Origin of the sequence: Cytobacillus solani (assembly GCF_001420595.1) — a bacterium.
GTDB lineage: Bacteria > Bacillota > Bacilli > Bacillales > Cytobacillaceae > Cytobacillus > Cytobacillus solani.
The window spans coordinates 1412093-1434856 of record NZ_LJIX01000006.1 but is presented as its reverse complement, the minus strand read 5'-3'; the positions used below and the strand labels follow the sequence as shown (position 1 = coordinate 1434856).

The 22764-nt window shown below is 38.0% G+C and carries 20 protein-coding genes; 3 read left to right on the top strand and 17 right to left on the bottom strand.

From position 1 onward, the window contains the following. Positions 1-68 precede the first annotated feature (68 nt). The 6 genes from AN957_RS08860 to AN957_RS08835 all read right to left on the bottom strand — a co-directional run bounded on the left by AN957_RS08860 (position 69) and on the right by AN957_RS08835 (position 7621). Positions 69-1739, bottom strand: a complete 1671-nt coding sequence (locus AN957_RS08860; protein WP_053475246.1) for a peptide-binding protein — start codon at positions 1737-1739, stop codon at positions 69-71. Between the two features lie 196 nt (positions 1740-1935). After that, on the bottom strand, positions 1936-2958 hold the full coding sequence (locus AN957_RS08855) for an ABC transporter ATP-binding protein (RefSeq protein WP_053475245.1): 1023 nt from the start codon (positions 2956-2958) through the stop codon (positions 1936-1938). After that, complete coding sequence (locus tag AN957_RS08850) at positions 2955-3935, bottom strand: ABC transporter ATP-binding protein (RefSeq protein ID WP_053475244.1); 981 nt, start codon at positions 3933-3935, stop codon at positions 2955-2957. The genes AN957_RS08855 and AN957_RS08850 overlap by 4 nt, the downstream gene beginning before the upstream one ends. Before the next feature lie 326 nt (positions 3936-4261). Further along, entirely contained in the window at positions 4262-5041 is a 780-nt protein-coding gene (locus AN957_RS08845) for a DUF2268 domain-containing putative Zn-dependent protease (protein WP_075209114.1), read from the bottom strand. Between the two features lie 341 nt (positions 5042-5382). Next, positions 5383-6621 carry a beta-ketoacyl-ACP synthase II gene (gene fabF / locus AN957_RS08840; RefSeq protein WP_056683528.1) on the bottom strand — a complete coding sequence of 413 codons (1239 nt, stop codon included), beginning with the start codon at positions 6619-6621 and terminating at the stop codon, positions 5383-5385. Between the two features lie 67 nt (positions 6622-6688). Next, positions 6689-7621 carry a beta-ketoacyl-ACP synthase III gene (locus AN957_RS08835; protein WP_056683525.1) on the bottom strand — a complete coding sequence of 311 codons (933 nt, stop codon included), beginning with the start codon at positions 7619-7621 and terminating at the stop codon, positions 6689-6691. 219 nt (positions 7622-7840) lie between these two features. Between AN957_RS08835 and AN957_RS08830 the strand changes: the two genes are divergently transcribed. Next, positions 7841-8197: a hypothetical protein gene (locus AN957_RS08830; RefSeq protein WP_056683522.1), complete on the top strand. Its 357-nt coding sequence runs from the start codon at positions 7841-7843 to the stop codon at positions 8195-8197. A 194-nt stretch (positions 8198-8391) separates the two neighbouring features. Here the strand turns inward: AN957_RS08830 and AN957_RS08825 are convergent, their stop codons facing one another. The 4 genes from AN957_RS08825 to AN957_RS08810 all read right to left on the bottom strand — a co-directional run bounded on the left by AN957_RS08825 (position 8392) and on the right by AN957_RS08810 (position 11025). Then, positions 8392-8586 carry a ComZ family protein gene (locus AN957_RS08825; protein ID WP_053475240.1) on the bottom strand — a complete coding sequence of 65 codons (195 nt, stop codon included), beginning with the start codon at positions 8584-8586 and terminating at the stop codon, positions 8392-8394. A 22-nt stretch (positions 8587-8608) separates the two neighbouring features. Beyond that, positions 8609-9568, bottom strand: a complete 960-nt coding sequence (locus tag AN957_RS08820) for a BMP family ABC transporter substrate-binding protein (RefSeq protein WP_053475239.1) — start codon at positions 9566-9568, stop codon at positions 8609-8611. A 132-nt stretch (positions 9569-9700) separates the two neighbouring features. Continuing rightward, positions 9701-10201: a hypothetical protein gene (locus tag AN957_RS08815; protein ID WP_056683520.1), complete on the bottom strand. Its 501-nt coding sequence runs from the start codon at positions 10199-10201 to the stop codon at positions 9701-9703. 80 nt (positions 10202-10281) lie between these two features. Beyond that, entirely contained in the window at positions 10282-11025 is a 744-nt protein-coding gene (locus AN957_RS08810) for an alpha/beta hydrolase family protein (protein ID WP_053475237.1), read from the bottom strand. Between the two features lie 214 nt (positions 11026-11239). Between AN957_RS08810 and AN957_RS08805 the strand changes: the two genes are divergently transcribed. Next, positions 11240-11431 carry a DUF2929 family protein gene (locus tag AN957_RS08805; RefSeq protein WP_053475236.1) on the top strand — a complete coding sequence of 64 codons (192 nt, stop codon included), beginning with the start codon at positions 11240-11242 and terminating at the stop codon, positions 11429-11431. Positions 11432-11659: 228 nt separating this feature from the next. On the opposite strand, the gene clpB is transcribed toward AN957_RS08805, so the two are convergent. Further along, a complete protein-coding gene (gene clpB, locus AN957_RS08800) occupies positions 11660-14266 on the bottom strand; it encodes an ATP-dependent chaperone ClpB (protein WP_056683517.1) in 2607 nt (868 codons plus the stop codon). 140 nt (positions 14267-14406) lie between these two features. Next, a complete protein-coding gene (locus AN957_RS08795) occupies positions 14407-14586 on the bottom strand; it encodes a YjzC family protein (protein ID WP_053475234.1) in 180 nt (59 codons plus the stop codon). Positions 14587-14763: 177 nt separating this feature from the next. Between AN957_RS08795 and AN957_RS08790 the strand changes: the two genes are divergently transcribed. Next, positions 14764-15576 (top strand): undecaprenyl-diphosphate phosphatase, encoded by an 813-nt coding sequence (locus AN957_RS08790; protein ID WP_053475233.1) that lies wholly within the window; start codon positions 14764-14766, stop codon positions 15574-15576. Between the two features lie 41 nt (positions 15577-15617). Here AN957_RS08790 and argF read toward each other — a convergent pair whose 3' ends face one another. The 5 genes from argF to argB form a co-directional block, all read right to left on the bottom strand. Further along, positions 15618-16574 carry an ornithine carbamoyltransferase gene (gene argF, locus AN957_RS08785; protein WP_056683514.1) on the bottom strand — a complete coding sequence of 319 codons (957 nt, stop codon included), beginning with the start codon at positions 16572-16574 and terminating at the stop codon, positions 15618-15620. Continuing rightward, the gene (locus AN957_RS08780) at positions 16574-19687 is read right to left on the bottom strand and encodes a carbamoyl-phosphate synthase (glutamine-hydrolyzing) large subunit (RefSeq protein WP_056683512.1); all 3114 of its coding nucleotides are present in this window, start codon (positions 19685-19687) and stop codon (positions 16574-16576) included. The genes argF and AN957_RS08780 overlap by 1 nt, the downstream gene beginning before the upstream one ends. Beyond that, positions 19680-20762, bottom strand: a complete 1083-nt coding sequence (locus AN957_RS08775) for a carbamoyl phosphate synthase small subunit (protein ID WP_056683510.1) — start codon at positions 20760-20762, stop codon at positions 19680-19682. The genes AN957_RS08780 and AN957_RS08775 overlap by 8 nt, the downstream gene beginning before the upstream one ends. A gap of 74 nt (positions 20763-20836) precedes the next feature. Then, positions 20837-21994, bottom strand: a complete 1158-nt coding sequence (locus AN957_RS08770) for an acetylornithine transaminase (RefSeq protein WP_053475230.1) — start codon at positions 21992-21994, stop codon at positions 20837-20839. Continuing rightward, positions 21991-22764: an acetylglutamate kinase gene (gene argB, locus AN957_RS08765; RefSeq protein WP_056683507.1), complete on the bottom strand. Its 774-nt coding sequence runs from the start codon at positions 22762-22764 to the stop codon at positions 21991-21993. Before argB ends, AN957_RS08770 begins: the two co-directional genes overlap by 4 nt.

Sequence of the window (22764 nt, the reverse complement as noted above, 5' to 3'; positions counted from 1 at the left end):
TTCAGTATTTAATAAAAAAGTAAGGGAAGGGTAAACAATCCCTTACTTTTTTTATATTTTGTCAAATATTATTCAGTCTTTAACCACCAATCTTTAATGTGGTACATTTGGTCTTTCGCATGGAATTCATAGCCTTCTAGATTTTTAGGAAGTGCACGGAATTCCTCTGGATAGTAAAGGAAAGTATATGCCTGATCTTCAGCAAGACCTTGTTGAATTTTCCCAATCATTTCCTTACGTTTCTCTTTATCAAGCTCTTGAAGCTGCTCATCCATTAGCTTGTCAAGCTCTGGATTTGAGTAGCCAGTAAAGTTAAGACCTTTTTCAATTTCTTTAGTATGGAAAATACCACTTGGATCAGGGTCAATACCTAAACTCCAGCCAAGAACAATTCCCTCAAAATTCCATACACCTGGATCGATATCAGCAATTAATGCACTAAATTCTACGATTTGAGGGATAATTTCAATCCCTACTTCTTTTAGCTGCTGCTGAAGAATGACAACAATATCTTCACGAACTTTATTTCCTTGGTTTGTTTTTACTTCAACTGAGAATTTTTCTCCGTCTTTTTCAAGGATGCCGTCAGCACCTGGCTTCCAGCCAGCATCGGCTAACATTTTCTTCGCTTTTTCTACATCGTATTCAAACTTTGGTACATCTGGATTATAAGCCCAGCTTAGTGGACTTTCAGGTACATGTGCTACTTCACCAAGTCCTGCCATGACGTTTTCAACAATCGCAGTACGGTCGATTGCATGTGTGATTGCTTGGCGGACAGACTTATCTTGGAATTTCGGATCGCGCTGGTTAAAGCCTAGGAATGTATATGAAAGAGCTAAACCAGATTCTAAACGAAGATTTGCAGCATCTGCAAAACTTTCAACTGTTGGTACGTCAGGCTGTGCAATGCCTGCATAATAATGGATATCTCCAGCTTGTAATTGAGCTAAGATTGCATTTGCATCTGGTACAATTTTATAAGTAACAGAATCTAGGTTAGGACGGCCATCCCAATAATCTTCATTGGCAACTACTTTTACATATTCACCGTCTTTCCACTCTTCAAACTTGAATGGACCAGATCCAATTGGAGTTTTCGTATTAAATTCATGTTCTCCCATATCAGCAATTGGAACGTCACCTAAAATATGTTCAGGAAGAATTCCAAAACCAAGACTGACTACTGGGAATTGTGCATCTACTTGTTTTAAAGTAAATTTAACCGTGTATTGATCAATTTTTTCGACTTTATCAATATTCTCGAAATAAGATTTACGTACACCATCATAATCAGGGCTTAATGGAATGTTGTATGTAAATACAACATCATCAGCATCTAAAGGTTCTCCATCATGGAACTTCGCATTTTCTACAATTTTAATTGTAAATGTTAGGCCATCTTCAGAGGCTTCATATTTCTCTGCTAATCCTCCATCAGTTACTGGGTTAAATTCCAAATCAGAACCCATTAAACTGTCATAAAGCATCGTTTCAATATCAGAACTTGAAGCATCATTTGAAAAAAGTGGATTAAACATAGTTGGTGAACCTGTTGATCCAATAATCAAGTCTCCCCCAACTTGAGGCTCATCATTTGCAGTTCCTTCAGCTGCTGGAGTTTCTTCTTTTTCTGTTTCTTTTGCAGGTTCATTTGTTTTTTGACCGCCTGAACATGCAGCAAGGAACATTGATAATACTAGCATTAAGCTAATTAATAACCATGCCGACTTCTTCATTCGTTTCCCCCCTGGGTTTATTTTTTTGAATCTAAATCCTATTTCAGAGAACGTTTGTAATATACCGCCCCCCTTCTAAGGTTTTATATACTAAATGCTTGCCCCCTAAAAAAGGTCTCAAGTCATTTAATAGCTAGATAATTATTTTAATATTCTGATGTTAATGTATAGAGTTCACCTATAGCAGATTAAAAGTTTAATATAAGTGGCAAGCAACAAAGTGTTCCTTCCTAATCTCCTTAAAATCGGGAACCTGCTCACTGCACATTTGGGTTGCAACTGGACAACGAGTATGGAACACACAGCCTTGTGGAGGGTTTGCCGGACTTGGCAGATCACCTTTTAGAATGATCCTTTCCCTTACCTGTACACCTTTTTTCTTTGGAACTGGAACTGCTGACATCAGTGCCTGTGTATAAGGATGAAGAGGCTCCTCATACAAATCCTTTTTTCCGGCAAACTCCATAATTTTTCCTAGATACATTACGCCAACTCTATCACTTATATGGCGAACAACACTTAAATCATGAGAAATAAATACATATGTTAAGTCTAATTCATCCTGCAAGTCTTCCATTAGATTGATGATTTGAGCCTGGATGGACACATCAAGTGCAGATACTGGCTCATCGGCAATAATCATATCTGGATTTAATGCAAGTGCACGTGCTATACCAATCCTCTGTCTTTGCCCACCAGAAAATTCATGTGGATATCGGTTAATAAATAATGGGTTGAATCCAACTTTGTCCAAGAGATCCTGAATTTTTTCTTTTCTCTCTTTATGACTATATAAATTATGAGTTATCATTGGTTCACTAAGTATTGATTTTAATGTTTTTCTAGGATTTAATGATGCATAAGGATCCTGAAAAACCATTTGAATATCCTTCCGTACAGTACGGCGGAGTTCTCCATCATTCATTTTCGAAATGTTTTTTCCTTTGAAAATAATGTCCCCGCTTGTCGGTTCATATAATCGAATAAGTGTTCTTCCAGCTGTTGATTTCCCGCAGCCGGATTCACCCACCAATCCAATGGTTTCACCCTTTTTCACTTTAAATGTAAGACCATCTACAGCTTTTATTGACCCTACTGTTCGTTGTAAGAAACCGGCTTTTATTGGAAAGTATTTTTTTAAATCCTTAACTTCTAAAATATATTCTGAATCATTGTTTTTCTTCGAATGTTTAAGTAGTTCAGATGTTGTTCCGTTCATTTCGTTGCCTCCTTGTCATCATGTAAAAAGCAGCGAACTGACCGAGATCCTATTTCCCTAAGTACAGGCGCCTCATTTCTACATCGATCAAACGCATGGGGACAGCGTGGTGAAAATCTGCATCCAGCAGGAAAATGCTCTGGCGGAGGAACCGTTCCTTCAATTGAATAGAGTCTATCTAAATCCCCCTCCAATGATGGAATGGACCCCATTAAACCTATTGTATATGGATGCAACGGCTCTTCGAATAGATCATCCACTGAAGCTTCTTCCACAACTTGACCACAATACATAACGACTACACGATCAGCCACTTCTGAAACTACACCAAGATCATGGGTAATTAGAAGAATAGAAGTATCATATTTTTTGCTTAGTTCTTTCATTAAATCTAGTATCTGTGCTTGAATTGTCACGTCTAAGGCAGTTGTCGGCTCATCTGCAATGAGAAGCTTTGGGTTACAACTCATTGCAATTGCAATCATTACTCTCTGCCTCATTCCACCTGATAGTCGATGCGGATAATCATCAATAAGTTCCTTAGCACGAGAAAAACCTACCGTTTCAAGCATCTCAATTGCTTTCAAACTTGCTGCTCGCTTTGATAATTTTTGATGATACATAAGTACTTCAATGATTTGCTCACCTATTGTCAAAACAGGATTAAGGGATGTCATTGGTTCTTGGAAAATCATCGAGATATCGTTCCCTCGGATTTTACACATATCATTATCAGAAAGTCTTGCTAAATCTTGACCGTTAAAAAGAATTTCCCCATCAACGATTTCACCAGGTGGACTCGGAATTAACCTCATGATAGAAAGTGAGGTAATACTTTTACCTGAACCGGATTCCCCAACAAGTGCAACAGTCTCACCTTTATGTATTTTTAAGTCAACACCATCAACGGCCGGAATTGTAACTTTCTTTCTCTTAAAATGCGTTTTTAAGTTTTTTAATTCCAATAATGCTGTCATAATGCCCTCCGTCCATCAAAAAATAATTACTATTCAATTGTTTGATGCCATCCATTTCTTATGAATATCCAAAAAGCTATTTCACAATCAAATGAAACTATGTTTGTAAATAATTTCAATATATTCGCCAAATTGGAATTTCAATATTATTTAATAGTATATTATTACAGAAACATTACGAATACAAGATCTTTTTGAAATATTCACGTTTTTATAAATAGTCCAGTTAATTTGAATAGTCTATTATTTTTGTTTTTACACAATTTCTAACCAAAAAAAATCAAGCCTAAGAGTCGTTTCAATTGGCTTGATAATTAAATATTCACCTAATCCATTACTGTTAAAAAAAGGTCAGATTCCAAGATAAATGTGTCATTTGCCGTTAGTTTATACTTTTCATTAAACATGGCTATCATCTCACACCCGACTGCATATCCTATCATATTTGGATAACCTTTATTACCAAAGAGAATCTCATCATGTAACTTTTCATTTTTTTTTACTTCTAAGTTCTTTTGTAAAAATTGTTTCCAATACTTGCTGATTTCTTTTTTAGTATAATAATCACACCATTTCGCCTGATAGCTGCTCCCGCAATAAACAGCTACTGCATGCTCGGCAAGTCCCTCCAAAACAATTGAATCTAATAAGGTAAAATCCTTTATATGTTTTTTCTGCCTGTTCAACCTGCAAGTATGGTGGTATTCATGAACAATAAGTGCTTCAATTTCTTTTTCATCCTCTAGCGGTGGAATGAAAAGGAATAGTTTATCCTTGAATGCTACACCTGATTTTTCACTTTTCCCGTTATCGAAAAAACTGTTGCTGGCTGCCGCAGGAAATATATATACAGGAATATCTAACCCCTTCCACTTTTTTCTGTACTTTTGAAAAATCCTTTCAGCAGTCTCCCAGCAATTTAACTCTAGTAATTTTTTATACTCCTCATATGTCCTTCGATTCGGCCTATACATACCAAATCTCATTAAGTAATGATAAATGTTGGCCGGTTTCTTTTCCCCAAAGGTTTCCATAAACACTTGACAAATTTCAACTGGATCATCAAATTTTTTTTCCAGCCATTTATCGGTTCTAACTACCCCCACATTCTCACCCGCCCTATTTCAGAATATCCGCTATGATATAGTTTATGATTTGGGGATTCATTTGTTTAATTGAAAAGGCTTAAGCAAATATGCCCGTGCAAATACTACGGAAAGACATAATAGGATTAGACGTTCTTAAGTGAATGTAAGTGTGGAAATCCTCGTGTGCTAGGCACCCGAGCTCAATTTTGGTTACCGTGTTTATCCTCAATTGCGGGCATCAGAACTAATCTTAAGTTACTTTGAAATGTTAAATTCCTCTTTCTAGGGTACAAGAACTAGTCTTTCGTTCCTGCGAAACACTAAAAAAGACCAAATCAATATGATTTGGCCTTTAATAATTACTCGTATTTTTTAAAAGCGATTGTTGCGTTGTGTCCGCCAAATCCTAAGGAGTTACTGATGACAGCTTTGACTTCTTGTTTCCTAGATTTGTTTGGCACATAGTCTAAGTCACACTCAGGGTCTGGTGTTTCGTAGTTAATCGTTGGAGGCAGTTCGCCATCCTGTATTGCCTTGACTGCGAAAATTGCTTCAATTCCACCAGCTGCCCCAAGAAGGTGTCCAGTCATCGATTTCGTTGAGCTTACCGCTAACTTATAAGCGTGCTCACCAAATACTTCTTTAATCGCCAATGTTTCAAATTTATCATTATAATCAGTGCTCGTACCATGAGCATTGATATAGTCAATTTCCTCCGGTTTTAGCCCAGCATCATCGATTGCCATTTTCATCGCTCTTGCTCCGCCTTCACCAGCTGGTGCAGGTGCTGTAATATGGTAGGCATCTCCAGTAGCTCCATAGCCGACGATTTCAGCATAAATATGAGCTCCGCGAGCCAACGCATGCTCTAATTCCTCCAGTATGACAATTCCTGCTCCCTCACCAATAACAAATCCATCTCGATTTTTATCAAATGGACGGCTTGCGGTCTTAGGGTCAGGGTTAGTAGAAAGGGCCGTATTCGCACAGAATCCTGCTACAGACATTCTTGTAATTGGTGCTTCTGCTCCTCCTGTGATCATTGCTACCGCATCACCACGTTGGATGACCTTGAACGCATCACCAATTGAATTCGTTCCTGTCGCACAAGCAGTTACAGTACAAGAGTTAAATCCCTTTGCACCTAACGTGATTGATACTTGTCCAGTAGCCATATCCGGAATCATCATCGGAACAAAAAATGGACTAACCCTTCTATATCCGCGATTAAGAAACGTTTCAAATTGATTTTCAAATGTTTCCATCCCGCCAATTCCAGATCCAATCCATACGCCAACCCGGTGTGCATTTTCATCATTAATCGACAGGTTTGCGTCTTTTACAGCCATTAAGGAAGCGGCTATCGCATAGTGAGTGAAGCGATCCATTTTTCGGGCATCCTTCTTTTCAATATAATCTTCAATATTAAAATCTTTTACTTCTGCTGCAACCTTAGCAGGATACTCATCCGCGTTAACCCTTGTTAACGGTCCCACTCCAGAAACACCTGCCAGTATATTTTTCCAAGTTGTATCTACATCATTTCCAAGTGGTGTCACGGCGCCAATTCCTGTAACAACAACTCTTTTTTTATCCATTTTATCGAATCTCCTTTTTAAGAAAAAATTATCGGTATTACAAAATGTGTGAAGGCTATTATATTTTTTAACGTCCCCAGCGAAGTGCAATCGCCCCCCAAGTTAAACCTCCACCAAAACCAACCATAACAATTAAATCATCATCTTTCACTCTTCCTGCCTCTAATTCTTCTACTAAAGCAATTGGAATCGAAGCGGAAGATGTATTTCCATATTTATGAACAGTCTTTGACATTTTCTCTTCTGGCAGTTCAAGCCGTTGTCTTGAAGCCTCCATAATTCTTATATTCGCCTGATGGGGGATAAGCAGGTCAACATCTGCTTTAGAAAGACCAGCCTTCTCCAATACTTTTACACTGCTTTCTCCCATTTGTCGGACAGCAAACTTAAAAACCTCACGCCCATTCATCACGATATAATCTTCTTGGTATAAATGCTTTCCGCCACTGCCATCTGCCCCAAGGTCAAATGATAGAATTCCTCTTCCTTCCGATACAGTACCTAGAACAACAGCACCGGCACCATCCCCAAACAAGACTGCTGTATTCCGGTCTTCCCAATCGGTAATTTTTGAAAGTTTCTCAACACCTACTACTAAAATATGCTTATATGAGCCACATTCAATAAATTGTTTTGCTGTTATCATACCATACATAAACCCAGCGCATGCAGCACTTACGTCCATTGCAGCTGCATTAACTGCTCCAAGCCTTTCTTGGAGTATCGTTGCCACGGATGGAAATGGCCGGTCAGGAGTTACAGTTGCTACGATAATCATACCAATTTCAGCAGCAGGAATATTTGCATGAGCAATCGCATTTTTGGCAGCCTCATATGCAAGATCAGATGTATTTGTGTCATCATCCGCTATTCGTCTTTCCTCAATACCTGTTCTCGTTCTGATCCATTCATCTGATGTATCTACCATTTTTTCAAGGTCTGCATTTGTAAGTATTTTTTCTGGGAGACATCTTCCAATCCCGATAATTCCTGCATTCATCCAACCTACACTCCTTTTTATTTCTTTATTGTCTATTCATATTACGTTCAAGTTATTTTATTATCAATTATTATGACTTGGTACTAATTTTATCAAATTTACATATAAATAATCAAGATTTAATTTAGTTCTCCCAGAACAACTAGGGACATCTATCTACACGGCTGTATTAAAAATTCATAAGCTAAAATACACGAATCTTATGGAGGTTGAGAAGATATGGGGGAAGATCACATGAAGCATTTAAATACAGAAGCAGATCCGCTAACAAGCTTTATGTTCGGAAAGGACAAATATAAAAGAAATCCAGTTGAAATGAATGATATAAGCGAAATGGAGGATAGAGAATTCGATCATCCTTTAATAAAAATAAGTGAGAGAGATTGGCTTTTTGGGGCTAAAGAGGGTGCATTAGAAGAAAAGAAACAAGATCCAAGGGCTCTATCTTTTCTTAATAAGATTAACATAGGGGACCTTATTGAAAATATAGAAGTTCTCATCCATTCAGTTGATCAATTAAAGCCTTTATATAAAAAGGCTACTCCGCTTATTAATCAATTTTTAAAGAAGTCATAAGAAAAGCGTAAGCGCCTTGGTCATCGCCGTACAAACTGGAAGGGCCTAGACTGAGATATAGGAAACACGGTGAGCAAGAACGAACCAATATTGAATTATCGTAGGAAAGGGGGCCTGAAGTTTGATAGGCGATAGGACGCTTGCGCTAGACAATCATAAAAAAACCGGCTTATTTATCAGAGCCGGTTTCTTCATTATTCCATTTCTTTAATCGCGTCTGCTTTTCCCATTTCATAGGCTTCAGTCATAACCTTTGTAAATAAAGTCATAAATGGCTGAATCATTTCCAATGAAAGTTCGATCCCTGCTCCATCTAATTGCTGCTTTGCTTCTGGTATGTATTTCATTGCGATTTGCATAAATTCTAATGTTTTATCTGTCGTTTGCATTGATAGTTCCTCCAATTGTTAATCATTCATTAGGCAATCTTCCAGTTTTCTTATACTTTTCAATTGCGGCATTAATTAACTCAATATATTCTTTGTCAACATTAGGGCTAAACTTACCTAATGTAATTACGTCATCTTGAAAATCAAAAGAAAGGTTTCCTGATTTCAGCTTCCCTTCATTGAACTTTTTAGCGACTAATTCATAGAGTACATCAACATGCTGAATGGTACTTGTTAACACTGCTGATTCACCCAGGTCAGACTGATCTGAAATATATCCAATTGCATAATGCCCTTTTTCTTTCACCTTTTCAATGACTGGAACATTATATCCATCTCCTGCAGGGTATATAACATCTGCATTCTTGGCAAAAATCCTATCCAAGCTTTGAATTGCTTGCGTGCCATCATCCCAGTTGCCAACATATTCAATAATTACTTTGACATTTTCATTTTCATAATTTGCACCCTCATAGAAGCCTTCGATTTCAGGTTGCCACTCGTATGCGGCAATTATTCCAATTGTATCCGTTTTTGTCATATGCCCGGCAATCATTCCTCCGAAAAACCCCATCGCATAAGCTTCGAAATTTAAGCTTGTTGTGTTAGAATTTTCAGCGTCACCATTAAAACTCACAAAATGGATATGTGGATATTTGTTCGATATTTTGTTGAAATACTCCGAATACTCATTTCCATGACCAAAAATTATATTTACCCCTTTTTGATCAAATTCTTTAACCGCACGTTCCACAACCATTTGGGAGTTCATGCCCTCTTTATAGTAAACTTCTATATTATGATGGGACTGTATCTTTAGCATTCCTTTATAGCCTTTTGTACCCCAAACTTGATCATTTACTGTATCCGGGACTAACAAGCCAGCTTTCTTAAGATTTCCTGCAGACATTGCTTGTCCACAAGAGGCTAATAAAAGAAGGCATAAAAAGATCATCCCAAAACGCATTATCAATTTATGCATCTTCCAATACTCCGCCCCTCTGTAATAGCCACATCCATATTTCCCTCTTTCTCTCTATCCTGAAAAATACCCGACTATTTTTATTCTACCCTTAACAGATAAGAATTGAAAAGTGTTTTTTCCGATACTCAGCTAGAATCCGCCTTCTATCAAGTCTTTTATAGATTCTTTTTGTATATCCAGTTCCCTTGATAAATAAAGGTAATGATAATCATTAGCCTTCACATTTAGAATTATTTTATTAAATCGTTCATTTGTAGAAACATGGTCTTCTATAGGGAGAAGGCAAATCACTTTTGACTGTGTATCCTTTATTTTTTTATCATTATGGACAAGAAACTTCTCAAGATGTTCACTAATTTCCAAAGAACAGCCCGGTTTACGCAAGTAAAAATAATTAAAATCAATTATAATTAATGTTTGCTCTTGAATTTCTGCGGAGGGCAGCCACTCCATCTGAAGCACTTCTTGAAAATTAGCATTTCTGCCTATTTCCATTCGCTTTTCCTCAACAAGTTCCTCATCCATATTCCTATAATGAATCCCTGTTACCTCATATCCCTCCTCCAATAAGGAGGTACAAAAGCGAAACCCTAAACTTTCGTATGTCCCTATTATTACTGCCCTGTCCATTTCCAAGCCTCCCCTTTTTCTTAATGTATCCTATGCTAATAAACTATTAATTATTTCTTTTAATTTAAGTTAGGCTAGGATTATAAAAATCTTTCATTTTGTTTTAAAAAATTTACGATTTGACCGCCAATTCCTTGTCTTTTTTCAGGCAGTATATAACAAATAGAAAATGGCAATTCTTTTTCTCTCCAGTTTACTGTGAGACTTTTCAATAGGTTTGCTTGTTTATAGGCACGGCGATCAGATAATATTTGGATAACTTTTATAGGGATTGGATCATTTTCAATTAAAGCATTTGTGTTTACCTGCTTAATTTTAGCTTCTACTTGCTTCATTTCAGCATCATATGAAACCGATAATTCCTTTAGTAATTTCTTATAAAAAAATTTATGTTCTTTTTCTAATTCTAAATGATGGGGTAGGGAAACAATTGGATTAATCAATACACAGGTTCGAATTTGGCTAGGACCCATCTCATTCATTAGTCTAAGTGCGATCAAAGCCCCCATTCCTTCAGCAATGACATGAATTTTCCCATTGATAATCTCTGTACGGATAATATGCTCATACAATCTTCTTGCAAGGTGGACTGCTTTGTCATTTCCCCAGTTCTTCCCGTAAAGATTTGAATAAAAGATCGTATATCCTTCTTCTTTAAATTGCTTTAATAAAGCTGATTTCCCCTCATTTTGTGTCCAAAAACTGCTCTCAGCATGAACATAATTCCTTTCATCACCAATTACAAGGATACCGAAACCACTAGGCTTTTCGGGATAATGAATCATATTCCATTCGGTATCCAGTTGAAAGTTTCGGCTTTCCATTTTAATTCTCCTTTCCAATGATCGTTCCTAATAATGTATGAAACGTCACATAAAATGATAGGGGGTTTGCCTATTGTTTCTAGTCAAATATCATTTAAGGAAAAGTATTACTCAATTTTGCGATTGATTCGAATTTATTGGCATAATAACGTTTATTAATTAATTAGCTTATGGTAATATGAAAAGGGATTTTAAAATGTAAGAGGTGAATACATTGAGATTCTTTTGGACTTTTTTCTGGACATTTCTTCTTGTGCAAATGATTAACTATGTTGTTAGTTCAATGATCGGTACTGCATTCGAATTGAAAACCGGGTTGATCCTTTCAGTAGCTGCGACAATTTTAATTTTCATCGTTGCTGCCATTATTCCTGAAGGGCCAAGTGAAAAGGAAGCTATTCATTAGAAAAGCGTAGGCACCCCGCTTAGCAACTTATGGACTGGACGGCTTCTGACTGAGATAAAGGAAACACAAAGAGCGAAAGCGTAATCGTGCTTGACTTATCGGGGAACGAAGGAACGGAAGGCAATAGCCGCAGGGTGCCAAAGCTAGATAGCTATCTAATTTCAAAAATTATCATTCGTACTTTTAATAATTAGTCATCCTGCCAATCGTCAGGATGACTTTTTAATTTCATTTAATTTTCAATGAAATGTCTTCATTTTCTATTGAGATCGTCACTTGGCTATGTTCTTTGATTTGCCCGGCGATTATTTTCTTAGCTAGTAATGTTTCAACATTTCGTTGAATGAAGCGTTTTAATGGTCTTGCACCATAAACTGGATCAAAACCGTTTTCTGCAATATATTCTTTCGCCTCTTCGTTTATACTAAGCTGAATATGCTGATCTGATAATCTTTCTTGAAGCTCTTTAATGAGTTTGGTAACGATCGCTTTTATTTCTGTCAATGCTAATGGTTTAAATAATGTAATTTCATCCACCCGATTTAAAAACTCTGGACGGAAATGTCCTCTAAGTGTACTCATCACTTTTTTCCGTGTTTCTTCATTAATATAGGAATCCATTTTCCCTTCAACGCGTTCAAGTAAAAACTGTGAACCAATATTCGATGTCATGATGATTACTGTATTTTTAAAATCAACTGTCCGCCCCTGAGAATCTGTAATTCTTCCGTCATCAAGCATTTGCAGAAGGATGTTAAAAACTTCTGGGTGGGCTTTTTCAATTTCATCAAGCAAAATAACAGAGTAAGGCCTTCTCCTTACTGCTTCTGTCAGTTGTCCACCCTCTTCATATCCTACATACCCTGGAGGCGCACCAATTAATCTAGAAACGGCATGTTTTTCCATATACTCTGACATATCAATCCGAATGATTTGTTCCTCGCTATCAAACAATGATTGTGCCAGCGCTTTCGCAAGCTCCGTTTTCCCAACACCTGTAGGTCCGAGGAAAATAAATGAACCGATTGGACGATTTGGATCCTTTATTCCAGCTCGTGCACGGAGTACAGCATCAGAAACTAGTCCGACTGCTTCATCTTGTCCGACGACTCTTTCTCGTAAAATATTTTCCAGCCGAAGCAGTTTTTCCCGTTCCCCTTCAACCAGCTTAGCAACTGGAATTCCTGTCCATCTAGCAACAATCCCTGCAATTTCCTCTTCTGTTACTTCTTCTCTTAATAATCTGTCCCCTTCACTGTTATTAACTTCTATTTCTAGCTGTTTCAATTCCTTTTCCAGCTCAGGGATTTTTCCGTGGCGAAGCTCAGCTGCCTTATTAAGATCATAATTATTTTCAGCATCCTGAAGTTCATGGCGCAATTTTTCAAGCATCTCTCTTTTATGCTGAACCCTTTGTATTCCTTCTTTTTCAAGCTCCCATTTTGCTTTCATGGCATGGGCTCTGTCCTTCATCTCAGCTAGTTCCTTTTGTAAGGAAAAAAGTCTCGCTTGACTTGCCTCATCGTTTTCTTTTCTTAATGCTGCTTCTTCAATTTCAAGCTGCATGACACGCCGAGTCACCTCGTCTAATTCAGAAGGCATAGAATCTATCTCTGTACGGATCATTGCACATGCCTCATCCACCAAATCAATTGCTTTATCCGGAAGGAATCGGTCTGAAATATACCTGTCCGACAAAGTGACAGCAGCCACAAGTGCTCGATCATGAATATTGACCCCGTGGTGCACCTCATAACGTTCTTTCAATCCTCTTAATATGGAAATCGAATCCTCCACATTTGGTTCCTGGACAAGGACCTGCTGAAAGCGACGCTCAAGAGCTGGATCCTTCTCAATGTATTTCCGGTGCTCATCTAGGGTTGTCGCTCCGATACAATGCAGTTCTCCTCTTGCAAGCATCGGCTTTAACATATTGCCTGCATCCATTGCCCCTTCGGTTTTTCCAGCGCCAACAATCGTATGGATTTCATCGATGAAAAGCAGAATGCTGCCTTCGCTTTTCTTGATTTCATTCAAAACAGCCTTTAATCGTTCTTCAAATTCCCCTCTAAATTTTGCACCTGCAATTAAGGCACTCATATCAAGAGAAAAGATCGTTTTATTTTTTAAACCTTCAGGTACATCCTTACGTACGATTCTTTGGGCTAAGCCTTCAACGATTGCTGTTTTCCCTACTCCAGGCTCCCCAATTAGAACGGGGTTGTTTTTCGTTTTCCTTGATAAAATACGTATGACATTTCTAATTTCACTATCTCTTCCAATGACTGGATCAAGTTTCCCATCCTTTACTTCTGCTACAAGGTCTCTTCCATATTTCTTTAATGCATCATATGTTGCTTCAGGATTTTGGGATGTCACTTTTTGATTCCCCCTTATTTCAATTATCGCAAGTTCAAGCTTTTTCCTATCAGCACCAGCATTTATTAATGCAGCTCCTACCTCTGATTGTCCTGATGCAGCAGCTGCTAAAATTAGATGCTCTACTGACATAAATTCATCTTTTAATTTTTTCATTTCGGACTCTGCATCTGCTAAGAGACGCTGGAACTTATTTGTAATGTATACCTTGCCTTGCTCGATGCCACTGCCTGAAACTTGCGGCTTTTTACTTAGAAGATACTGTAGCTCCTCACTTATTTTTTCAATGGATACCTCAGTCTTTTTAAGGATTGAAACAATCAGACTATTTTCTTGTTCGAGAAGAGCCAAGAACAGATGAACTTCATCCACTTCTTGATGCTGTTCACGAATAGCTATTGTCTGGGCAGCCATAATTCCTTCCTGCATCCGCTCTGTCATTCGGTTTAAATCCATGATAACCTCCTTTTGACCTTTTTTGACCTTTATTCTTATTATAATCCATATGTAAAGCCATCCACAAGGGATGGCTCTAGTTAAAAACTATTTTCTTGTGAATTTTTTGGTACAGATTATTGCCAGGTTTCCATTTAAATTTATGGCTTTCTTTGATACGTCCACACACGGTTATGATTAGAGTTTTCTGGGAAGCGATCTCCTGCTCTTAACTTTAACAGTTGTGGATTATTTACATTGCTTCCAGTCTCCCCAACCTCGATATATACTCCATTATTTGGTGCCTTCTGTCCTGCTTTAAATTGGCGATTTTGTCCCATGACAAATACCTCCTTTAGGTTTCTCGAATCTTTTATATTATTTCCAATGAATATTTCCTCATGAATGAATTTGTTTCCAATTTCCACTAGTAAATTTTAGTATTTTTCTTTACAGGGCAACCTCTTTATTGTTAAATGAGGGTTGTATGAAACTTTTTCTTTGGGGGATCTATAAAAGTGGAAGATATTTTCGAACTGCTTAAATATTTATTTCTTGGTCTTTTTCAAGGTATAACTGAACCAATTCCGATTTCGTCAAGCGGACATTTAGAAATAGCTGAATACTTTTTCGGATTAGAAATAGAAGGATTGAGCTTTGCCTTACTAGTAAACACGGCCTCTTTGTTTGCGGTATTGTTTATTTATCGAGAAGATATTATGAGGTTAATTCGAAATGGACTTCGTTTTGTGACAACAAAAGAGAAAAGTGCAGAAGCAGATTTTCGATTTATCATCTACCTAATCATTGGTACAATCCCTGCTGGTGTAATTGGCATATTATTCGAAGACTTCATAGATGAACATTTAGCGAGTATAAAAACCGTGGGTCTTACTCTCCTAGTTACTGGTCTTGCTTTATGGCTTATCCGTAATTTAAGGGGGAGAAAGAATGATGCAGACCTTTCTTATAGGGATGCAATCATCGTTGGACTCGCTCAGGCAGTTGCATTAATACCAGGAATTAGCCGTTCAGGTGCAACAATTGTTGCTGCCATGGCTCTTGGGATGAAACAAGAGACTGCGTTGAAATTTTCATTTCTCCTATACATTCCAGTAAGTGTTGGCGGCATGATACTAGGGTTTAGCGATATCCTTAATGATGAAAATTTAGCATCTCTGGCATTGCCGTACACGATTGCATTTATCGCTTCTTTAATTGCCTCCTATTTTTCTTTGAAATGGTTTATGAATATTATGGCTAAAGGAAATTTAAAGTATTTCGCGATTTATTGCTTTATCGTTGGTCCGTTAGTCTTCTTTTTTTCTTAATTAAATTGTTTAAGGCCCTCTCATTTGAGAAGGCCTTTTCTTTACAAAATCTCCGTCAGCAATGCTTTTTGAACATGAAGACGATTTCCAGCTTGTTGAAAAACGGCTGAATGAGGACCATCGATGATTTCTGCTGACACTTCTTCTCCTCTATGGGCAGGTAAGCAATGAAGGAAAACGAAATCATTCTTTCCATGTTGGACAAGCTCCTCATTCACTTGGAAGTTCGAAAATACTTTCTTCCTCTGTTCATTTTCTTTCTCCTGTCCCATACTCGCCCATACATCTGTATAAATTGCATCCGCTCCTTTTACTGCATCAAAAGGATCATTCGTTATCTCTATTTTCGATCCACTTGCCTTGGCAAATTCTAATGCCATTTTAGTAATAGCTGCATTTGGCTCGTAGCCTGCTGGACTGGCAATTGTTATATCCATTCCTACCTTTGCAGAGGCAATCATCAGAGAGTGTGCGACATTATTTCCATCCCCTACGTAGCATAGCTTCTGCCCAGCTAATGTTCCTTTTTCCTCTTGGATTGTTAATAAATCTGCTAAAACCTGACATGGATGATAGAGATCGGTCAAACCATTGATGACAGGGATGGTTGCATGAGAGCTGAGCTCTTCAATCGTTTGATGGGAAAACGTACGAATCATGATTGCATCCACATAATAAGAGAGCACCTTTGCCGTATCAGCGATTGATTCTCCTCTTCCAAGCTGCAAGTCATTGCTGTTTAAATAGAGCGCATGACCGCCAAGCTGCAGCATTCCCGCCTCAAATGAAACTCTCGTACGTGTGGAAGACTTTTCAAAAATCATTCCTAAGATTTTTCCTTGTAATGGTTTGGGGTCTTCACCTGTATAAGAAGCATTTTTCATTTTTTGTGCTTTTGTTACTATCCCTTTTATTTCATCGGCTGAGAAATCAGCTAATGTTAAGAAGTGTTTTCCTTTAATATTTAATTGTTTTTCAGTTGCTTGTATCGAAATCATTATATATGCACTTCCTTTAATTTAAAATTTTCCGTCCCTTCTCCAAGCCACTCTTCAACCGACTGTACATTCCAATCTTCAACCGTCAATCCTTCTAAAAATGCCTGAAGAGTTTCTACTTCTGTAAAAGTTAATATTCTTTTTTTTATCGCTTCTTCCCTTAGTTTTTTGCTCTTTTTTGAATCGTTTGGGCTAAAAAGAGCAACCGTTTCTTTCGTCATTTCCTCAGTTAAAACTAACTCAACTCCCGCTGCCACAGCAAGAGAACCCAGTTTACTATCGATTGTATGATCTAAAATAGCAATTTGCATTGTATCCGCTTTTTTCAACTGACCATTATAAAAGGCCTTCTTTAGCGCCTCCTCATAAGTTGAAGCTAAAGCAATTCCTTCTCCTGTCGATTTCATTTCCGGACCTACTTTCGCATCAAGACCCTTTAATGCATAGTTTGAAAAAACGGGATATTTTACACATACAAATGGATACTTCTGATAAACAGTTATTTCATCATTCGACAATTGATATTTCCCAAGCAATACTTTTGTCGCTATTTGCACAAGGGGAATACCCGTCACTTTACTTACAATTGGAACCGTTCTGCTTGCACGAGGATTCACTTCCAGAACGAAAACTTCATCCCCATTGATAATAAATTGGATATTCATTAGACCTTTGTATTGAAGTTTTTGAACAATTGCCTTTCCGTAGGCAATCATTTTTTTCTGGGCATCGTTTGAAAGGTTTTTCGGAGGAAGAATGGACATACTATCCCCTGAGTGAACGCCTGTTTTTTCAATATGCTCCATGATAGCGGGTATGCAAATATGATTGCCATCAGCTGCTAAATCAAATTCCGCCTCAATCCCTTGATAGAACTTATCTACAAGGATTGGGTAAGGGATATCTTTTTTCTGCAAATAGGTTTCAACTTCTGCCTGACAGCCAATTATCTCCATCCCTTTTCCCCCAATGACAAACGAAGGACGGATTAAAATCGGAAAACCCAGTTTTTGAATGGCTGAATACAGCTCATTTTTCGTATAAACAACCTCTCCATCAATATGAGGGATATTCAAATCATCCAATAGCTGATAAAAAAGCTTGCGATCCTCTAACCGATCAATTGTTCTTGACTCTGTCCCTAGTAATGTTAATCCGTAGTCTTCTAGTTTCTCAGCAAGATTAAGGGCCGTCTGTCCGCCTAATTGAACGATAACTTCTTTTATTCCTTCGGCTTCAATCACATTTAAGATATCCTCAAGAATAAGCGGTTCAAAATAGAGTCGATCCGCAATTGTAAAATCTGTGCTCACTGTTTCAGGATTGTTGTTAATCATAATCGTTTCAATATTTTCTTCCTTTAAAGCAAATACGCCCTGGACAGAGCAATAATCAAACTCGATCCCTTGCCCAATACGAATAGGACCGCTGCCAATGATTAATACTTTCCTCTTATTACTTTTCACAAGCTCATTTTCACCAAAATAACTGGAATAAAAATAATTGGATTGTGCCTCAAATTCTGCTGCACAAGTATCTACCATTTTATATACAGGCAGGACCCCAAGCATTTTTCGCTTATCACGAATTTCTCGCTCTGTTACATTCCATTCTTTGGCTAAATATTGATCACTAAAGCCCTTTTCCTTTAAAATTTGCATCTGTCCTTTTGTTACTGAATGAAAGGACAGATCAGCAACATGACTCTCTAGTTTTACTAACTCTAAAAAGGAATGTAAGAAATAATAATCAATTTTTGTTGTGTCATGCAGGGTTTCTACTGATTTTCCGCGGCGCAAAAGCTCCATTACAATAAAAAATCTTTCATCTGTTTGCTCTATTAACATTTTTTCTAAATGTTCAGTCGCTGCCTCTAAAAAGGATGGGTTTGCTAAATCTGATTCCTTCCCTTCTAGTGAATGGACTGCTTTTAAAAGAGCACGTTCTAGGTTTCGATCGATCCCCATCACTTCACCAGTTGCCTTCATCTGCGTGCCAAGTTTTCTGTCAGCCATAGGAAATTTATCAAAGGCCCATTTGGGAAACTTTACAATTTCATAATCAAGAGCAGGTTCAAAGCTTGCAAACGTATCTCCTGTTACTGGATTAGTAATTTCTGATAATGTATAGCCCACCGCAAGCTTTGCTGCCATTCTTGCAATTGGATAGCCAGTAGCTTTAGAAGCAAGGGCGGAAGAACGGCTAACCCTTGGATTAACCTCAATTAAATAATAATTTTTACTTTGTGGATCTAAGGCAAATTGAATATTACAGCCCCCTATGATCTCCAATGCAGAAATTATTTTTATTGAAGCAGTCCGAAGCATCTGATATTCCTCATCTGTCAGCGTTTGTGAAGGAGCAACAACAATCGAATCACCCGTATGGATGCCAACAGGGTCGATATTTTCCATATTGCAAATCGTTATGCAAGTATTCATTGAATCACGCATCACTTCATACTCAATTTCTTTAAATCCTGCAATACTTTTTTCAATCAAGCATTGGTTGATTGCACTTTCATTCAAACCACCTTTTACGAGTGATTCTAACTCAGCAAGACTCGTTGCAATTCCACCCCCTGTTCCCCCAAGCGTATAGGCAGGACGAACAATGATTGGAAATCCGATTGTTTCTCCGAATTGAATCGCTTCCGCTACATCATGAACAATTATACTTTCTGGAACTGGTTCATTCAGTTTTTTCATTAGCTGTCTAAAAGCTTCTCTGTCTTCGCCCTTTTTTATCGACTCCATACTGCTTCCTAAAAGCTTCACGCCATAGCGCTCAAAAACGCCTGCTTCACTTAGCTGAAAAGCTAAATTTAGCCCTGTTTGCCCGCCTAAAGTGGCAAGGATTCCATCCGGACGCTCCTTTTCGATAATTTTTTCTAGGCTATCTACGGTTAATGGCTCAAAATAAATGCGATCAGCGAAATTTTTATCTGACATAATAGTTGCTGGATTATTATTTACTAGGATGACCTTATAGCCTTCTTCTTTCAATGCTGCACATCCTTGCGTCCCCGCATAATCAAATTCTGCTGCTTGCCCAATCACGATGGGACCTGATCCAATGACAAGGATTGACTGGATGCTTGTATCTTTAGGCATATGCAATAACGCTCCTCTTCTCGACTTTTATGATATTCATGAATTCTTCAAAAATATATTCTCCATCTGCAGGTCCTGGGTGTGCTTCTGGATGGAATTGCACAGTCTGAATCGGCAAAATTTGGTGAATGAGTCCTTCGACTGATTGATCATGAAGATTAATAAAGCGCTTTTCAAATCCTGTTTTCAGGAGACTTTCTTCATCAACAACATAACTGTGATTTTGAGAGGACATAAATACCTTGCCATATTTCAAATCGGCTACTGGATGATTTGCACCTCTGTGACCGAAGGGAAGCTTTTTCGTGTCTCCCCCTAAAGCTAAGACAGCCAGCTGGTGCCCGAGGCAGATTCCTAATGTTGGATAATGTTCTAGCATCTTTTTAACATTTGGTAAAATACTTGTTAGCTCTTTCGGATCTCCTGGACCATTGGAAAGAACAATTCCATCTGGCTTAAGTTTTTTTATTTCTGGAAATGTTGTATTAAATGGAACGGTCGTCACCCGACAGTTTCTTTTTAGGAAAGAATGGATGATTGATTTCTTTAAACCATAATCAACAAGAACAATATGGGTTTCACCATCCCCATAGCACCCATTTGTACTTGCTGTAACCTTAGTAACCTTTTCCTCTTTTGGTAATACAAAATGATCCTTATTGTACAATTCGTTAGAAGACAAAACAGCCGGCATGGTGCCTTCCTTCCTGATTGTCTTAACAACTGCCCTTGTATCTAAATGACCCAACAGCGGAATGTCCCATTTTTGCAAATACTCTTTAAGTGAGTAAGTTGATTGATAATGGGATGGATGATTCGTTGCTTCATAAACAACGACACCTGCCACATGTGGTTCCTTACTCTCAAAATCCAGTTCATTTATGCCATAGTTTCCGATTAGAGGATACGTAAAAACGATAATCTGATCCTTATAAGAAGGATCTGTCAGCACCTCTTGGTAACCCGTCATTCCAGTAAAGAATACTATTTCCCCTTCAATCTGCTGATTAGGGGGAGGTGTCAGCCATTGTCCAGTGAAACTTTGATTATTTTTCAAGTGTAAATATCCTTCCATATTTCCACCTCTTATAAAATGTATATTTATTTATTTAAATTAATTTTTATTCATTAATAAGAAAAAATATCAGCCTATACGGCTGCTTTTGAATAATTTCTTATTACAGATTGTAAAATGTGTATCGCTTTATCTATTTCAGCTTTCGTAACCGTTAAAGGCGGCAAAAGCCTTAACACATTGCTTCCTGCTGGAAGTGCCAGTAATCCATGATTTCTTAATTCCTTTAACAATATAGGCAGATCGATCGATGTTTCTAATCCAATCATCATTCCTAATTGTCTACTGTTTAATATGTCAGGAATTCCTTTCAATTCCTTACTAATTTGTTCAAACAGGTATACACTTTTTTTCTCTACTTCCTCTAAAAATCCTGCTTGAAAAATGACCTCCATCGTGGCTTTTGCAGCCGCAATTGCCAAAGGATTGCCACCAAAAGTTGACCCGTGGCTACCCGGTCCAAAAAAGTGAGCGAGCTCCTTTTTCCCAATCACAGCTCCAATTGGGAGTCCGCTGCCTAATCCTTTTGCAGAGGTAACAATATCAGGCATTAATTGAAAATGCTGAAAGGCGAAGGGTTTCCCTGTCCGGCCAATTCCCGTTTGGATTTCATCAATGATCAGAAGCGCACCATGATCCTCACAAAGTTGACTAACTTCATTTAAAAAGGCTTGCTCTCCAATATGAATGCCGCCCTCTCCTTGAACGACCTCAAGCATCACTGCTGCCGTCTCATCATCCACTTCTTTTTTAATCGCCTCAATATCATTAAATGGAAGGTAAACAAACGTTTCAAGCATTGGTCCATAACCCATTTTAATTTTATTCTGTCCAGTTGCTGACATTGTCGCAAAAGTTCGGCCATGAAAAGAGTTTTCAAAGGTAATGATTTTTTTTCTGCCAGTTGCTTTTCGAGCAAGCTTGATGGCTGCTTCATTCGCTTCTGCACCGCTATTAGCGAAAAAAACACAATCCATTTTCGCACTTTCTGCCAATCGCTTCGCAGCATTCTCTTGTTCTTCCTGAATGAACAGATTGGAAACATGCCAATAGCGGTTAAGCTGACTAGTAATTGCCTCCTGAACTACTGCTGGACGATGCCCTAAATTGCAAACACCAATTCCTGAGGTAAAGTCCAAGTATTTTTTCCCATTTTTATCGATAATTACGCTTCCTTCTGACTGATCAGGCTCAACTTCCCAGCGGGAATATGTGGGAAATAAATAGCTCATCGTAAGATCCCCTCTTTTGCGAAAATTTCTGTTCCAATCCAATGACCTTGGTTGAAAAATGTTTCTTTTCCAGACACAATTCTCACATTTTGCAGCCCTTTTTCAATCACATTTACTGCTGAACGAACTTTCGGGATCATTCCACCTGTTATCTGATCGGCATGAATATACGACTCTATTTCTTCCTTACTTAGTTGCGAAACTAGCTCTCCATTAATAATAATTCCTTGTACATCAGTTACAAAAATACAATGGTCAACTTGGAGATTATTTGCAATCGCTGCTGCTGCAAAATCAGCATTGATATTTAATTTCTCTCCATTACTTGCTGTAGCAATAGGGGTAATGACTGGTGTATACTTCTCATTTAGCAGCATAGAGATAATCTCTGTCTTTACCTTGACTATATCGCCGACAAAGCCTAGCCTTTCTTGATCGATAAAATCAGCTTGTAAGAAGCCGCCGTCGCTTCCGTTTATTCCGAACGCATTAAACCCGTGAGAACTAAGCTTTGCTGTCAGTGTACGATTAGTTTTTCCAGCCAAGACCATTTCGACAATTTCCATCGTTTCAGCTGACGTTTTCCGAAGCCCATTTATATACTCTTGAGGAACTTGATAAAGTTCAAGAAGGTCATTTATATCTGGCCCCCCGCCATGAACAAACAGAAGATGGTAACCTTCGCTCTCCAAATCTTTTAAACTATTAAAAAATGCAGTTGATAAATCATCAATGACACTACCACCGCATTTTATTAAAATGGTTTTCAC

What these genes read in the sequence shown, in the direction of transcription:
- AN957_RS08860 (WP_053475246.1), bottom strand. Translation starts at nt 1,739, where the DNA reads ATGAAGAAGTCGGCATGGTTATTAATTAGCTTAATGCTAGTATTATCA.
- AN957_RS08855 (WP_053475245.1), bottom strand. Translation starts at nt 2,958, where the DNA reads ATGAACGGAACAACATCTGAACTACTTAAACATTCGAAGAAAAACAAT.
- AN957_RS08850 (WP_053475244.1), bottom strand. Translation starts at nt 3,935, where the DNA reads ATGACAGCATTATTGGAATTAAAAAACTTAAAAACGCATTTTAAGAGA.
- fabF (WP_056683528.1), bottom strand. Translation starts at nt 6,621, where the DNA reads ATGGATAAAAAAAGAGTTGTTGTTACAGGAATTGGCGCCGTGACACCA.
- AN957_RS08835 (WP_056683525.1), bottom strand. Translation starts at nt 7,621, where the DNA reads ATGAATGCAGGAATTATCGGGATTGGAAGATGTCTCCCAGAAAAAATA.
- AN957_RS08830 (WP_056683522.1), top strand. Translation starts at nt 7,841, where the DNA reads ATGGGGGAAGATCACATGAAGCATTTAAATACAGAAGCAGATCCGCTA.
- AN957_RS08825 (WP_053475240.1), bottom strand. Translation starts at nt 8,586, where the DNA reads ATGCAAACGACAGATAAAACATTAGAATTTATGCAAATCGCAATGAAA.
- AN957_RS08820 (WP_053475239.1), bottom strand. Translation starts at nt 9,568, where the DNA reads ATGCATAAATTGATAATGCGTTTTGGGATGATCTTTTTATGCCTTCTT.
- AN957_RS08815 (WP_056683520.1), bottom strand. Translation starts at nt 10,201, where the DNA reads ATGGACAGGGCAGTAATAATAGGGACATACGAAAGTTTAGGGTTTCGC.
- AN957_RS08810 (WP_053475237.1), bottom strand. Translation starts at nt 11,025, where the DNA reads ATGGAAAGCCGAAACTTTCAACTGGATACCGAATGGAATATGATTCAT.
- clpB (WP_056683517.1), bottom strand. Translation starts at nt 14,266, where the DNA reads ATGGATTTAAACCGAATGACAGAGCGGATGCAGGAAGGAATTATGGCT.
- AN957_RS08795 (WP_053475234.1), bottom strand. Translation starts at nt 14,586, where the DNA reads ATGGGACAAAATCGCCAATTTAAAGCAGGACAGAAGGCACCAAATAAT.
- argF (WP_056683514.1), bottom strand. Translation starts at nt 16,574, where the DNA reads ATGATTTCGATACAAGCAACTGAAAAACAATTAAATATTAAAGGAAAA.
- AN957_RS08780 (WP_056683512.1), bottom strand. Translation starts at nt 19,687, where the DNA reads ATGCCTAAAGATACAAGCATCCAGTCAATCCTTGTCATTGGATCAGGT.
- AN957_RS08775 (WP_056683510.1), bottom strand. Translation starts at nt 20,762, where the DNA reads ATGGAAGGATATTTACACTTGAAAAATAATCAAAGTTTCACTGGACAA.
- AN957_RS08770 (WP_053475230.1), bottom strand. Translation starts at nt 21,994, where the DNA reads ATGAGCTATTTATTTCCCACATATTCCCGCTGGGAAGTTGAGCCTGAT.